Raw genomic sequence first — 14,637 nt, 5'->3', positions numbered from 1 at the left:
TGGATAGGTAAAAATTTTGTTTAAATTTATACCAACATCAAGAGTCATTGAATTGACAGCAACCGAGCGAAAGCCACGGTGCTAAAATAGATGAGCCGTAAGGAAAAATCTCTTCCATTCATTTACCTGATTCTTGGTGTGAAAATTTTTATGTAATTTTAATAAAAAAATGAATTTACATTCAGGTTTACCTTATTGGATATTGAAAAGTTCTTTAGATAATACTTTTAATCCTTTAGAAAAAAATATTTCAATTGATGTTACGATTATCGGTTCAGGAATAACTGGTGCATTGGTTGCACATGAACTTTGTGAAGCAGGTATTTCTTGTGCTGTAATAGATAAACGAACATTAGCCACTGGAAGCAGCGCAGCCAGTACTGCACAGTTGCAATACGAAATTGATACTCCATTGCATCAATTAATAAAAAAAGTAGGAGAACAAAACGCAATAAAAGCGTTTGAATATTGTTTACAGTCCATTACTGATATTGAAAATATTCTAAAAAAAACAAATGTAGATGCTGAGTTTGAAAGAATTCCAACTATATATTATACCACTACCAAAAAAGGACTAGCTTTTTTAGATAAAGAGTATAAAGCACGTAAAAAAGCCAATCTTCCTGTTGATTTTCTAGATAAAAATCAATTGTGGGATTATCAAAAAATTCAGGGTTATGCGGCCTTGCATAATGAAACTTCAGCTCAAATGGATGCTTATACAGCAGCTACTGGATTACTGAAATATCATCGCGAAAAATCTAATCTGAAAGTGTTTACACATACCGAAATTCAATCTTTTAAAGAAAATAAGAATAGTTATACGCTTTATACAGCTAACAATAAAAAAATCAGTTGCAAGTATGTGATAGTTGCAACTGGTTTCGAATCTGAATTCTTTTTACCCAAAAAAGTTATGAATTTATTATCTACCTACGCTATAATTTCTTCTCCTGTTCATCCAGACAATATATGGCCCAATAGAAGTTTGCTGTGGAATACTGATGATCCATATTTATATTTACGTACTACGACTGATAATCGCATGATAGTTGGAGGAGGAGATGAAATGTTTGAAGATCCTATTAAAAGAGATTCTATTTTAAGAGAAAAAATTAAATTCCTAGAAAGAAAATTTAAAAGATTATATCCCAGTATTTCATTTAAGACAGAAATGGCTTGGTGTGGTACTTTTAGTTCTACAAAAGATGGTTTGCCATTTATTGGTCCTTATCAATCTGGTAGTCGTATGCTTTTTGCCTTAGGTTATGGTGGAAATGGCATAACGTTTAGTGCTATTGCTGCTCAGGTATTAACTAACATTATTAAAGAAAAAAAAGATAGTCGAATGAAATTATTTAGTTTTAATAGATAAAAAAAATCAGGCAAAAACCATTTGCTTGGACTAAAATAATAAAACCTATTCAAGCGAATGGGTTGTGTTGAGGTTTTATCGTTTAGCCAGAGCTAAATAATTTTTCTATATCGTTCTTTTTTTTCAGTTAATAGACCAGAATAGGATTTCCTTCCAATTGCGCACCGTTGAGATTGATACAAGATTGATTAGCTTTATAAATCCGCTCTGTCGAATTTTCTTTTTAAAACAATTACAATTTGGTCAGCAACTCTCACCTCGAAACTTTCACTCAAAACTTTACAACAACTCAATCGTCTCAGGGTTATCGGGCAGGTAAAGCAGTTTCACATCGCCTACCTGATAATTATGCAAGTCGGAAAGCATAACGATTTGCTTTTTTTCTACAAAATGCGTTTTACCGTTTTTATCGGTGTAGGAGATCTGAATTCTCATTTGCGGCTGTTCGTTGATATACAGCCCGGTTTGCGAGGATTTTGTAATCTGCCCCGTCGTTTCTAATCCGTACAGATAAAGCTTGTACGATTGGTCATTGTCGTCACCATACAGAAATTTGTTCAAAAATCTGTTGTAAAAAATCACCCCGGTATAGGGTATCCACACCCAAGGATGAAAAAAAGAAAGCCAACGCCAGCCGTTATCGTCGGTGAAAATATAATAATTGACAATAAATACCACCACTGCATAGACTATAGAAAACAGGAAAAGCCAGCGGAAACCCGACCTTGTTTTGAAATATTCGCCATCGCCAATCACCCAAGGCGTCGAAGTATTGGGCGAGGTATTGAGACGAAGCGGAAAGGTTTTGCCAACTTCAAACCTGTTTTCGTGCGGTTTGCTGTCATACATCTCGAAAGTGGTAAAAATTTCGGTTCCAGAAAAATTTGGGAAAGAAACGTAGAGTTCGGTAAAAACATCTCCGTCTTTGGATTGTTTTTTCGAAATGACCCTTCTGATTTTCGCATCCACAACTTTTCCGTTTCGCTGCAATTGGCGCACCTGCTCGAGCAAACGGTTTGGATTTTTGAAAAAAAGGCGAAACTGATCCACCACGAGCCAAATCCATCCCACAATACCCAACAACAGGGAAAGAGTTGCGAGCCAAGGTCCCATGTTCCAAACCCCAGCAAAACAAAAAAACAGCGGGAAAATATAGAAGAAACCCAAAATGTACCATTGCCAAAATTTACTGCTCATAATCTTTGTCTTTTAGATTTTTCGCTTGTTTAATATTTTATTTGAAATATTTTTTTGATCATTCATCCGAGAGAAAATGCGTTTTTAGTCTAAGGATGATTTTTTTACTAATTTTTTTCATTAAACCTTTGAAAAATTTCATCTAATGATTTTCATAACGCTCTACATATCAACACTTTAATCATTTTTGATATAAAAAAATAATAGTACAAAAGGTGTCCAAACCCACGGATGCCAAAACGAGAGCCAACGCCAAACCAATTCCAGAAATTCTTGCTCATAACCCTCGTTTTCAACTGTGCTGTGATGATGCTTATTACAACCTTTCCAAAGTCAATAAATTCCCCTCGAGATCGGTTTCTAATCTATAATCTGCCCTTTCGCCCCGTAACTGAACCGTCCAGATATGTTTGTATGAATTGATATAGGCTGTTATCGAATTTGGCATTTCTATATAACCAAGCTCGTCTAAATGACTGATTATCTGATACATCACTTTCGTAGCGGCACTCAGCTTGATAGAAGAAAGCGGTAAAGTGTTTTCTTCCATTTTTTCTAATTTTGATTTCGAAATTTTCACGGCATCCTCTTTTCTCCATTTCCCAGTTCCGGTTTCGTACCAATACCAGTCTGCTTCTTTCGGGTTTTGCGGATTGAGGAGTCGCAGCCGTACCCTGTCGTACTCTACAAAAATCACGGGATCGTACATCAGCAGGTTTTCAGCATTTAGAAAAGTGTATAATTCGGCCTGTATTTCATCCAACTTATCGGGTTGAAAGAGTAGAGAAATCCCACTATAGTGCCCTTTCTGCATACTATTCGTAATCATTTCGGCGGCGACCCTCACCTTTGCGCTGTCTAAATCTGGGTAGAGATCGCTGAGAACTTTGGTGTAGTTTTCGGTATTTCGATTTGTGTAATCCTTTTCCAGATCAAACGTTTTATCGAAAATTTCTCTCAGGTCTATCTCCCGTTCTTTTTTATCTTTATAATTAAAGGTTTCGTTATAAGCCTCTTTCACATAGTCGCACGAATGAAGGATGAAAGTGGCAATCGACAATAGAAACATTTTTACAATCTGTTGCATATTCTTAATCATTTACATCAATAATCATTGGATAAAAATCAACTGTAAGCGGCAGGTATTTTATAGCGATCCGCTTGTTTGTTCCATAGCCTCTACTAACTTGAATATCGAGCAAAGTGGCTTCTTTCAGGCTATTATCGGGGAGTTGAAATACAAAATGGTATTTATTGATCTCTTGGTAGTTGACCAACATTCCCGTATCCGAGATTTTATAAACCACGGCTTCTGTTTCGACACCGTATTTTTCGACAATCTTGCGGTAAATCTTATAGCCCACAAAAAACGAAAAACCAATACTAGAGGTGACAACCATTATCAAGAAAATCCAAAATCCAGATCCGAACCCCAAGATCATTTTATATTTCTTTTTTTCTTTCTGATAATCGATCCTTCGCTGTCCGGCAGCGTTTTTTAGTCTTATCGCATTCACAATCACAAAGGATACTGCCACTACAAAGGCAAGCAACAAGGGAAGTCCCAAAACAGATTTGCATACCGCTGCCAAAAATGTTGCTCCATATACCATCTATATCAAATTTATGAATTATTTACATAGAAGCGCAGTTTGAATATTAACAGTATGTTAATTTGTGATGATTTGATGTCTCTGTCGATACATTTTTCAATAAAAAAAAGCTTGAGTTTCCTCAAGCTTTCGAAAGTTTTTAATATGAAAAAAATTATTTCATTTTCAGAGTTTCGGTAAGGGTAATTTCTCCCTTTTCGTTGAAGTTTTGTACTTTACCGTCTTTGTCTACCATAACATTCAAATTGTCGTTATTGGCATCGTACACTACCGTTGTATGGAAACTTGGGCAGCTGTGTTGTTGACAACCAGAAAATTTGTATACGTTATTTTCAGACACGATTGGTGTTTCTACCTGAAAATTTTTCGAGATTTCCTCAAACTCAGCTCCAACCAATTTTTTTATTCTGTTTGCGATTTCGTTGTCTCCAAATAATTCAACTTCACGTGGATATTTCCCTTCATTTTGAGTAATAACGTTTTGTGTAGCTGCAGAATTCTCGGTAACATCAGTTGTTACGTCCATACTGTCAGCTGTTTCCACCATTTCGGGTGTTTCCTGTGACATTTCTTCATTGGTTTTATTTTGGTTACATGAAGTTGCTCCTAAAAACAATACCATGGTAGCCACAGTTAAAAAAGACATTTTCATTTTTTCTTAAATTTTTAAAATTAGTATTAGTGTTTCTATAATAACAATAATTATACCTTTTTATTTGATCGAATTGTTTTTTGATCATTTTTTCAACAAATTGAACAGCAAACGACATGATTTTTATCCTACAAGAAGATGAAAATTGTTCGTTTTTCAATTCCTGAAACTATGTAATTATCCAATATCTTACCAAAAATTTATACAACTTATTGATATTTAACATTTTATAAGATAATAATTTTCACATAAAGAGAAACGAGTAACAAGAATTACCCCTTCAACCGCAATTTATTTATTGGTCAATTGATTGATATCGCCGATCATAAAAGTATGTTTGCCCTTGTCTGCAATTTTGGTAATGGTTTCGATTATTTGGAAAAATTTTATGTTTTCATCGTCTTTCATCAATTCAGAAGCATTTTTCAAGGCTCGCGCCGTGGCAACTGCTGTGCGTGCGTTTTCTAGCTCGGATTTGGCTCTGATTTTCGCTTCTAAATGCTTGGCAAACAAGTCTTGAATAGCTCTCGGGAAGGTCAAATCTCGAAGCTGCGCTTGTTCAATCGTTATACCGAATTCCGAAACCTCCTTTTCCATTTCGGCTGTCTTGAAATCGGTCAGTTCATTTCGTTTTTCGTTCAATGTTTCGCTGTCCAACTCGGCAATTTTGTTGCGAATATAGCGCTGCACGATAGTGTAAATTCGTTGTTCGGCTTCTTGGATTATTTCGTTAATCGGCCTATCGAGTGCAAATTTGCTCAGAAACGTTTGCCCGTCTGTAATGGTGTACAGGATATAAAATGAAAAACGCAAAGCAATATTGTCTTTGGTCAGCACCTCTTGATTGGTGATGGTCAACAGTTTCGAAGTTTCGGGAAGGGTGAAGAGTTCCGTCCTATTTTTCGGATCCCAAATCTCGTGAATACCCGAATTTAGTTTTTGCTCGAAAACATTGTCGCGGTAAAGAAAACCGACGGTATTAGGTTTTACCTGATATTTTTTTTTGAATATTGCCATTGTTTTTATGTTGTTTTAATTGTTGTTGAACAAAAAAGGGAAGAACACCAAAACCGAGGGAAGTCAGGTTGAGTTCGCCCGTTTTGAGCAAACGGTATCCCCAGACTTGCAAACTCTATTTTGGTTTGAGCATTTCTGCTCTGTTCTCCCCCTTTACTTTCTGAACAGAATAACTGTTTGTGGCTCATAAAAGAGCTTTGCAACCACTGCAAACAGGGAGTCGAACCCCTAGGGACAAAACTCCGCAATACCCTGTTTTGATCGTTTGTCCCCTTGTAAAACAGGTGGCGGTTTATGTTTAAAATCGTCTTATCGCTTTTCATTTTTTCATTCTTTCGGTGTTGGTTGTCTTCAAGACGATCCCCCACGAAAAACATCTCGATGGATCATCAACAAAAACAAAGCCGAAATATTGCTAAAAGCGCTAAATTATAAAAAATAAAATCGGTTTGAGAAATTTAAAAACGAAAAAACAATGCAATTACAAAAATAATCGAGCTAATAAAACTGAGTCCGACGCTAGGTCGAACTCAGTTTTGTAATACTTAAATTTTATGATGATTAAACTTTCAGATGACGATTTTTCAGCTAAATGAATTAATACCTTGTGATTCCCGCAAATCCATTGAAGTCTTTGAGTTCACCTTTCGGAAGAAATACCACATCTCCACCAAAATCCATATTCAACTCAATCAATTCATCATAAATATCGTCGATCACATCTTTATCGTTGCGCTGATCATCAGACACCAAAACAACCTCGTCATTTTCGATAACTGCAGGCTGAAACAAGCCCTGTTCTATAAATAAGGTTTGCATTTTACCTTGTTTTATCGCCTGATAAATTTCGTTGGTATCGCTCAAGAATTTGTTTGAAGAAACAGCCTTTAACAATTCTTCTTTGCGTTGGTTATTTTTCTCCTCGTTATGTTTTCTCACAATTTTCCATGCATCGGCTACGATCGCTGCGTCTTTTTCGGTTTGTCTACTTCTACCCAAAGAGGTTTCGAAAATAGTATTTGGCTGATCTGCTATTTTTAGATATTCATGGTAGTTTTGCTCATCAGAAACAACCAAAACAGGTAGTGGATTGTCTTTTCTTGCGTAGTTTACTGCTTTATCTACTTGATTGAAAAATTCTGCTGTAAGATTGCTTAAGCGGCTCGCATCGGATGCTTCTGCTTTATAAGGAGCCTGAGCCAACTCGTTTTTGTATGGGAAAACACCTCCAAACTCTTTTACGACCTTATCCTCAGACGCTTGGATTAAACGCGCTTCGTCTTTGCTCAAAACTAATACGTAATAATTTGCTCGATGATGCATCCCTCTTATCAAATCGCGTGTTGCGAATGTATTGTCGATTACGACACGGTTTTCAACCGGAATTGGTAATCTTACATATTCTGCAATTTCACGGCTTACAAACAAAATCAAGCTTTCTAGATTATGCCTGTGGTCGATAGAATCGGCAAGCGTGTGTAGCTTTTCGATTAAGTCTTTTACTTCTTTCGATGAAAAATCTGCCAACAGTCTATTTTCTGCTTCTTTTACAAGATTTTTCAATAAAAGTGCATCTTGCTTGTTATCTGGAAGGGTTCTGTGCGTATTGAGAATAATGGTAATACTGTTTTCTGAACGTAAATTTTTGAGTGATTTTAATTTAATCTCCATAGGGTTTGATTTTAAATTTATCTTTACTGTGTTTAAAGTTTTTTTTAAATATAGGGAAAAATTGTACCAAGAACAAATTCGGCTTGCCCAATAGACTCGGAAACAATGCGTTTTTAAGCTATTTCAACACATTTGACAACTGTTAAAAACGAGAGAAACCTCAGCTCATGCGAAAGGAATTTGAGTAGATGTGATTATTTTTTCAACCCATTTTTTAATTCATCAAATAATAGTTGATTTGATTTATTTTTGGAAGAATAATAGATTTTTTGCCCTTCGTTGGTGGTGAGGTAAATAAAAGGTGGATTTTGTGTATTGAGCAAAAGCCTAACTTTTTCGCCATTTTCGGTCTTGAAATAACCCTTTTTTATGCTCTCCAATGCAACACCATTTATTTTTGCGGTGATTTTGGGTAATTTGTCTACCAATTCAACCGATTTTATCTCGTTTTTCTGCAATTTTGTTCCATATTCACCTTTTATCTCAATAGTATTTGGGTGAATTTCTAGGGTATTATCTTGCATGCTGTGGTGCAACATCGCAGAAATTGCCAAAAAAGTTACGATTACAATCCACAAGGCGATGTTGTTTTTTCGTTTCTGTTTCCGATCGCTTGATTTTGAAAACTGATTGCCTTTCCAAATGAAAAAAACGTACGCAAGTAATGGATACGTTACCATAACAATAAAACTCCAATCGGGGTTTACGAGTTTGTGAATGGCTAAACAGATGATGAATAACGAGATTCCTAAAAAAATATGAAACTTTCGAAAAAAAGGAATGTAGGATTTTATATCAAATTTTTGTCTTTCTTCTTCCGACATGGTGTTATAGCCTGCAAGCAGGTTCTTAGCATTTTTCTCGTTTACTAAAAATGCTAGTCCGATAAAAATTATACTGAAAAATAGGAACATATACACCTTCGGTAAAATATTTGAACGTTTACAAAACTAACGAAAGCCTTTTCGGAAATAACAATATACAAAATTTTACTTGAAGCGAAGGTAATAATTGAATTTTTTCTGCATTTCATTTTTGTATTTTCAATAGCAAATGTATTTCACTTTTAGCAATTTTTAATAATTTAGCGTTCGTGAAAGTCTTAATAAGGAAGCGAAACAAAAGCAAATAAATAGGTCGAGCTAATCAATAAAAAGCATAATAATAATTGAAATCAACATGAACAAACTAATTACATTTTTAGCGAATAGCCAATCCTCTTTTATCAATTTGATGAGAATTTCGATCCTAATCGTGATGATTTGGATTGGCGGATTAAAAGCTTTTCAGTACGAGGCAGACGGAATTATACCATTTGTCGCAAACAGCCCTTTTATGTCTTTCTTTCTGTATAAAAAAGCGCCTGAATATGCGGAGTACAAAAATCCCGAAGGGAAAACCGTGCAAAAAAATATAGATTGGCATAAAGAAAACGGAACCTACAAATTTTCTTACGGTCTAGGAACGGTCATTGTAACGATCGGACTGTTGACATTTTTAGGCATTTGGAATGATAAAATTGGATTGCTAGGCGGTCTTCTAACTTTTGGTATGTCGATCGTCACCTTGTCTTTTTTGATCACTACGCCAGAAGTTTATGTCCCGAATCTTGGCGGAGATTTTCCGACGCCTCAACACGGATTTCCATATTTATCTGGAGCAGGTAGATTGGTTTTGAAAGATGTTATCATGCTGGCAGCCGGCTTGACTTGTGCATCAGACAACGCTCGTAAATTATTGGGAAGATAATTTTTGGTCGTATACCAAATGCTTTAAATTATTTTTCATTTTAAAAACAATCAAATAGAGTTGATAACGAGGCATTGCGCTTATTTTTTAGTAAAAACTAGACATACTCGTCAGTCAAAAAAATGGTGATTACTTCGGTTATGGATTTGAATGACACGCACCTGACTAATCCGTTATAGACCCAGCCCAGGCATGATGGTCTTGGTGAATAAACCAGGAGAGAAACTCCTCGCTGTATTCAATGGTAAAGTTTGGAGTTTCTAGAAAGCGTAACAGAGAATGTTTTGATATTAAAATCTTCGAGGATTCTAATTTCCCCGAAGGTTTTTTTTTTGTTTTTAATTGCTAATTCGTCTGGAGTGTGAACCTTTTTTAATTTGTTGAAAAAACAACAACCAAACGTTGTATATCAAGCAAATTACAAGGATAATCTGATGACAAAACTTACTTAAATCGCAATAGAAAATCTTTTTAAAAATCTATTAAATCTCAATCTGCACAATTCAAAACTTCTTGTTTAAAATAAAAATAAACCATTCCTGACTTGTAGCTTAGCTCAGGATTATCATACCCAAGGGTTACGGAAATTAATTCGCCCAATTGATTCATTTTTTCATTATTACCGCAACTCCAATGGAATCCTCTTATAAGCTCTTCCACCCCATTTTCATTGTTTTTGACCTCGTAAGCATCCTTTCCAATATACACGGTATTTTTGAACTTTTCTGGTAACAGATCGTACCGTTTTGCCCAAACACGAGGAATTTCTGAAATATTCAGAGTGTTGAAATCGTTCTTGAGGATGCCATCAAGTTCTGTTTGATTCCTACCTGCGGGCGAACGCTCTTTTCCTATCATTGGCGATTCTTGCTCTGGCACATTAGCCTCGCTTCCTTTTGAACTCAATTCGGTCTGCTTAATTTCTTGCGTTTTATTGCACGAAAAGAAAAGCAACAAAACCATCAGCCCGAAATAATGACGATGTAATTGCATTTTATTCATTGAGACTCATCATTCAATTTATACCAAATTTGTCTATCAGCATTCCAAAGTAATCACCCCAAAACGTTTCGTCTAGCGGCATGGTAATTATTCCACCAACAGCAAGTGCATTGAAAATTGCGTTGCCTTCTTTGCTGTCGGCGGTAATTGCCACCGAAAAATTGTTTCCTTGCTTGAATGTTGGCGACCAATCTCCGCCGCAATCGCTCCCCATCAGTACAGATGACCCCATTGAAAAAATGTTTGTTGTTGCCAAAATTTTAAGTGTTTTATCGTTAGTTTTTTAATGATTATTTTCGCAAAAAATCAAATGCACCCTTCACTCCTCTAGCCTAGCTAAACTTTCTGAAATAAAATCCAAAACCAAATCGCAGAAATGGCAAACAAGTTGGTCAAATACAAATGATAGTCAATATATTTTCCGTGTAAGCCGCACAATTTTCCAAGAGCATCCATGCCAAAATCATTAGCGTAAAGTAGGTTGCCCATTTGATTTCGACGCTGAGTTTCATATTCTTTTTTGATTGTTTTAATATTGAATTTCTTTGTTGCGTTAAAATAACTTGACACACAACGATTTGCAAATTTACAACCAAGCAAATATATTGGGCGAAAAGATCCAATTAGCCAGAACGGATCTGATGTGTTTCCACAATAGCTAAATTATTATAAAAATAAATGTAAAATACATTTTTTATAAATAAAATATTTTAATACTCTCCGTATCAATTTTTTAGGTTGATAATTCTGGGCATATTTAGCGCAGAATCTTTAAATTTGGAAGTTAATTCTGACTGTTTTTTTTGAATAAAATCCTAAAATACGTTGCAAAATTTCATTAGAAAAAAAACAAAAAGTATCCTTCCAAAAACCAGCAGTTTATTATTAAAACTATAAAATTATTAAAAAAAAATATAAAAACTTGTGCTATGCGTGGCAAACACCTTGTAATTAATCATATAAATTATTAATTAAATTCACAAAAATACGATTATGAAAAAACAGTCATTTCAATGCTTGTTTGGTATGTGTTAAGCAACATTGCAGTTTCGTGCGAAAAAAAAGTTAATGAGAAAGTAGAGGTAGTTGCAGAGGACACTTCAACTTCTGAAAACAATGCAGAACCTGAGGAAAATGCAATTGTTGTAGAGGATCAATCTGCAGAAGAAGTTGCTCCAGCTACCGCATCAGTTGTCAGTAAGACGGTTGGAGATTGGGTGTTAAACGTTCAGGAATGTAAAGTGGTTGGCGAAATGCTCACGGTCGAATTTTCATTCAGCAAATCAAATTCATACGCACAATCGCCTTCGTCTATAGATACCAAAGATATTCACTAGATCGACAGTAAAACAATGAAGATCGTTTCACTTTTGAAAGATGCTAGCGGAAATTATATGGTAAGTCCTAACGATCGTTATTTTTATCCGAGAGAAAACAAAGTTTGCACGGTGAAATTCCCTGCTCCGTCTGCTGAGTCCGAAACGATCATCCTTAATGTACCAAATTACGGAGATATAGACATTCCGGTCTCACGTTAATTTCGAAACGTCCACTAAAATAAAAAAGTATCTTATATTAACACTTTCGGGAATCCTCATTTGCAGCGGTTCTGAAAAGAAAGAGCATATTAAAGCCGAAATAAATGATACAGAATCATTTACCGCTCTGGATACGGTGCATCAGCAAGATTCTGTAGAAAAGGTTGACAGCCAAACAGCAATCTACTCACCCGGAGAAAGCCTAACGGGAAGCCAAAGTAGTCTGACAGGCGAAACATCTGACTTTAATATTGAAATCAATCTGAATTCGGATGTTTTGTTCGACTTTGATAAAGCTGACCTAAAACCCGAGGCGAGTAAGGAGCTAGAAAAGGTGGCATAATTGATTAAGGAAAAAGGCAAAGGCGGGATAAGCATCACCGGACATACCGATTCCAAAGGCTCGGAGAGCTATAACCAGAAACGCTCACTCAACAGAGCCAAGGCAGTGAAGGATTGGTTTGAAGCAAAAGGTTTAAATTATAACTACACCGTTTTTGGAATGGGCGCCAAAGAGCCAGTTGCAAGCAATACGAAACCCGACGGCAGTGATGACCCCGAAGGAAGGGCTAAAAATAGACGCGTAACTATTGTAATAAACAAACAGAAAACTTTGGGACAGTAAAATGTTACCAAAGTGCAAGGCTGAATAATTCAAATTGAAAAATGGCTGTCACTCAGAGGGCGGTCATTTTTTTGGGACTATTTCTAAGGTTTTATTTTTAGCATCCACATTCGCCAACAATTTTTTTCGATATTTTTTTACCATCTTTATTTTCAACGAGTATGGTTCCTTCGTTCCACCATACTTCATACCCAGTCGAATTTTTGTATTTTACATCAAGCGTTACTGTATAATTTTCAGATTTGTAAACATCAACATGATCATAATCCCCAAAAGTATCTGGCGCTCTGGTAGTTGAGGTCAATTTTAACTTTTCCATATTTTGGTTTATAGAAATAAGACCAATACTATCGAAGTCAGCCACAAATAAATATTCTTCATTTTTGAATTTTGTAGATGTCTCCGAAAAATAACAAGAACATCCTGAAATTTCCTCGGGAAAACCTTTATAATCATCGAGTGTAAAACCGAATTCGTTTACCTCATCTTCAGGATTATTATCGTTAGTTTCGGCTTGTTGAGTTGCTTTATCAGCTACAGATTGATTTTGCTTTTCATTGGATGAATGACAAGCACTAAATGTTATAGCCAAAATTGTAATTAGCGGGACTGATATTCTCATTATCTTCTTTCTTTTTGTTCGTTTTTATAGCATACACCTATCGACTCTCGCCTTGCCAAATACCAGAGCATAAAACAAACCAACCTCCACTCCACCCCGAAAAAAGCAAAAAACATTTGCTTGGACTAAAATAATAAAAAAATTGTGCAAGCGAATGTTTTTGGCGAGGGAAAAATGCAACAACTTCATGTTTTCTTTTAGCCCGTTGCTTGCCAAGGCGGTGTTGGCAAAAGTTTTTATTCTCCAAATAGTTTTAGAGGTTTTTTGGGCGTATATTCTATGATTTGTAAATCAATCATGTTTTGGGTGTGATGAAAAACTTCAATCGGAAAACAATAATTTACTCCAACTGATTGTAATTCGTGATGCACTCTTGATTTTAGACAATTGGTTTTTCTAATAGTTTCTTTTATTTTATCTTTTATTACACGATTCAAACCAATGTTCAATTTTGCATATTCATTTAACAGTTCTTCATGGATATTTTTTAAACCTACTTCAAAAATAATTTTATCGTCAATTATTGTAAACAATTCATTTGGTATTCTTAAAACAGTTATTTCATTGAATTCATTTTCATTTGGATAAAACCTCAATAGCCCTGACCAAAATTTAATTATTGATGATATGGAAATGAAATGGAACTTAGCATGGTTATCAATCTCTTTTCTTTCTATAAAAGCTAACCAAACAGGCATCAAAATAGAATTCTGCAGGTTGCGTAAAGCCTCTAATTCAGAAATATAGATCGAAAAGTAACTTTCTTCACGATTATGAAACTTTATTTTATTTCTACATTTGACATCAAATAATATAGTTCCCATATCTTGTATATTTACAAGGAAATCTGCCCTTTTGGATTTGGTTTTTTCTATTAAAATCCCTGAACGTTCGATGCCAAACGGTCCCTGACCAATGTATAAATAGGGAATATGATTTTCTTCTAAAAGTTCTTTAAATTTTAGTTCTCCTTTTAAACCATCTTGTTCAAATTCTGATAAAAAATCAAATATTTCTATTCCGCTAAAGTTGTTTTCATAATCATATACATCAAAATTTAAATGTGAATCAGACTTAGATAGTTTCTTTCTATTTCTAGAATCTCCTTTGCAAATTAAAATTGAATTTTTAGTGTAGTCGAAATCTATATAACTCATCTAATGAAGTTTATATGGTTTTTAAAACATCTGCTAACAGCTTCCTCCTTGACATTACTGACGGAAATCAAGCAAAAACCATTTGTTTGGACTAAAATAATAAAAAATTGCTTTTTACGGATTAAGAAGTGCAAACTTTCAACTTTGCAGAGAACCTCGCTCTTTTGCAAAACTCATGTTAGCTGACGTTTTTTATCATGACTAGTTATAATTAGGATGAGTTTCCATATTGATTTTAAAATTTCCGCTGATTGGTTTAATGATTTCAGGATGTTGTGGGTCATACATATCACAAGAAAAACTACCTTCCAAAATTCCTCTTTCACTATCATAGCGTGTTATCTCAAAACTTCCTGTATTCCCTAAGCTTAAAAATGAGTATTGGGCTGTAACTTCATCCTGAAGATATATAGAAGATA

The 14,637-nt window shown here is 35.1% G+C and carries 17 protein-coding genes and 1 riboswitch; of the genes, 6 read left to right on the top strand and 11 right to left on the bottom strand.

The genetic code is table 11. The features are described from left to right. The first annotated feature begins 29 nt into the window (after positions 1–29). Positions 30–119: riboswitch (SAM-I-IV-variant riboswitch) on the top strand. Between the two features lie 50 nt (positions 120–169). Continuing rightward, positions 170–1,375, top strand: a complete 1,206-nt coding sequence (locus BN8061_RS07720) for an NAD(P)/FAD-dependent oxidoreductase (protein ID WP_068598137.1) — start codon at positions 170–172, stop codon at positions 1,373–1,375. A 279-nt stretch (positions 1,376–1,654) separates the two neighbouring features. Here BN8061_RS07720 and BN8061_RS07715 read toward each other — a convergent pair whose 3' ends face one another. The 7 genes from BN8061_RS07715 to BN8061_RS07680 form a co-directional block, all read right to left on the bottom strand. Continuing rightward, positions 1,655–2,572: a DUF3592 domain-containing protein gene (locus BN8061_RS07715; RefSeq protein WP_154662290.1), complete on the bottom strand. Its 918-nt coding sequence runs from the start codon at positions 2,570–2,572 to the stop codon at positions 1,655–1,657. Between the two features lie 316 nt (positions 2,573–2,888). Continuing rightward, complete coding sequence (locus BN8061_RS07710; protein WP_154662289.1) at positions 2,889–3,659, bottom strand: hypothetical protein; 771 nt, start codon at positions 3,657–3,659, stop codon at positions 2,889–2,891. A 4-nt stretch (positions 3,660–3,663) separates the two neighbouring features. Then, a complete protein-coding gene (locus BN8061_RS07705; protein WP_068598132.1) occupies positions 3,664–4,185 on the bottom strand; it encodes a hypothetical protein in 522 nt (173 codons plus the stop codon). A 154-nt stretch (positions 4,186–4,339) separates the two neighbouring features. Further along, positions 4,340–4,837 (bottom strand): hypothetical protein, encoded by a 498-nt coding sequence (locus tag BN8061_RS07700; protein WP_068598130.1) that lies wholly within the window; start codon positions 4,835–4,837, stop codon positions 4,340–4,342. Positions 4,838–5,128: 291 nt separating this feature from the next. Next, positions 5,129–5,854 carry a slipin family protein gene (locus BN8061_RS07695; protein WP_094745912.1) on the bottom strand — a complete coding sequence of 242 codons (726 nt, stop codon included), beginning with the start codon at positions 5,852–5,854 and terminating at the stop codon, positions 5,129–5,131. Positions 5,855–6,451: 597 nt separating this feature from the next. Further along, positions 6,452–7,525 carry an AOC03_06830 family ribosome hibernation factor gene (locus BN8061_RS07685; RefSeq protein ID WP_068598126.1) on the bottom strand — a complete coding sequence of 358 codons (1,074 nt, stop codon included), beginning with the start codon at positions 7,523–7,525 and terminating at the stop codon, positions 6,452–6,454. Positions 7,526–7,719: 194 nt separating this feature from the next. Further along, positions 7,720–8,439, bottom strand: a complete 720-nt coding sequence (locus BN8061_RS07680; protein WP_068598125.1) for a DUF3784 domain-containing protein — start codon at positions 8,437–8,439, stop codon at positions 7,720–7,722. A 265-nt stretch (positions 8,440–8,704) separates the two neighbouring features. Between BN8061_RS07680 and BN8061_RS07675 the strand changes: the two genes are divergently transcribed. Next, complete coding sequence (locus tag BN8061_RS07675; protein ID WP_068598122.1) at positions 8,705–9,274, top strand: DUF417 family protein; 570 nt, start codon at positions 8,705–8,707, stop codon at positions 9,272–9,274. A gap of 489 nt (positions 9,275–9,763) precedes the next feature. Here BN8061_RS07675 and BN8061_RS07670 read toward each other — a convergent pair whose 3' ends face one another. Together BN8061_RS07670 and BN8061_RS07665 are read right to left on the bottom strand one after the other, a co-directional pair. Continuing rightward, on the bottom strand, positions 9,764–10,267 hold the full coding sequence (locus BN8061_RS07670) for a hypothetical protein (RefSeq protein ID WP_154662287.1): 504 nt from the start codon (positions 10,265–10,267) through the stop codon (positions 9,764–9,766). A 22-nt stretch (positions 10,268–10,289) separates the two neighbouring features. Continuing rightward, entirely contained in the window at positions 10,290–10,508 is a 219-nt protein-coding gene (locus BN8061_RS07665) for a VOC family protein (RefSeq protein ID WP_154662286.1), read from the bottom strand. A 781-nt stretch (positions 10,509–11,289) separates the two neighbouring features. On the opposite strand from BN8061_RS07665, the gene BN8061_RS07655 reads away from it, so the two are divergent. From BN8061_RS07655 to BN8061_RS12020, 4 genes are all read left to right on the top strand, one after another. Further along, complete coding sequence (locus tag BN8061_RS07655; RefSeq protein ID WP_068598115.1) at positions 11,290–11,613, top strand: hypothetical protein; 324 nt, start codon at positions 11,290–11,292, stop codon at positions 11,611–11,613. 15 nt (positions 11,614–11,628) lie between these two features. Next, positions 11,629–11,814 carry a hypothetical protein gene (locus BN8061_RS07650; RefSeq protein ID WP_068598113.1) on the top strand — a complete coding sequence of 62 codons (186 nt, stop codon included), beginning with the start codon at positions 11,629–11,631 and terminating at the stop codon, positions 11,812–11,814. Positions 11,815–11,950: 136 nt separating this feature from the next. Continuing rightward, positions 11,951–12,157, top strand: coding sequence for a hypothetical protein (locus tag BN8061_RS12025; RefSeq protein ID WP_068598112.1), 207 nt, complete (start codon positions 11,951–11,953; stop codon positions 12,155–12,157). Next, positions 12,158–12,439 (top strand): OmpA family protein, encoded by a 282-nt coding sequence (locus BN8061_RS12020; RefSeq protein ID WP_068598110.1) that lies wholly within the window; start codon positions 12,158–12,160, stop codon positions 12,437–12,439. Between the two features lie 97 nt (positions 12,440–12,536). On the opposite strand, the gene BN8061_RS07635 is transcribed toward BN8061_RS12020, so the two are convergent. After that, positions 12,537–13,061 (bottom strand): hypothetical protein, encoded by a 525-nt coding sequence (locus tag BN8061_RS07635; RefSeq protein ID WP_154662285.1) that lies wholly within the window; start codon positions 13,059–13,061, stop codon positions 12,537–12,539. A 236-nt stretch (positions 13,062–13,297) separates the two neighbouring features. Then, the gene (locus BN8061_RS07630) at positions 13,298–14,218 is read right to left on the bottom strand and encodes a hypothetical protein (RefSeq protein WP_068598105.1); all 921 of its coding nucleotides are present in this window, start codon (positions 14,216–14,218) and stop codon (positions 13,298–13,300) included. Positions 14,219–14,637 lie beyond the last annotated feature (419 nt).

It is taken from the genome of Vaginella massiliensis, assembly GCF_900089075.1.
Lineage (GTDB): Bacteria > Bacteroidota > Bacteroidia > Flavobacteriales > Weeksellaceae > Weeksella > Weeksella massiliensis_A.
Note: the sequence above shows the minus strand (reverse complement) of the source record. Positions and strands in the feature narration are given on the sequence as shown.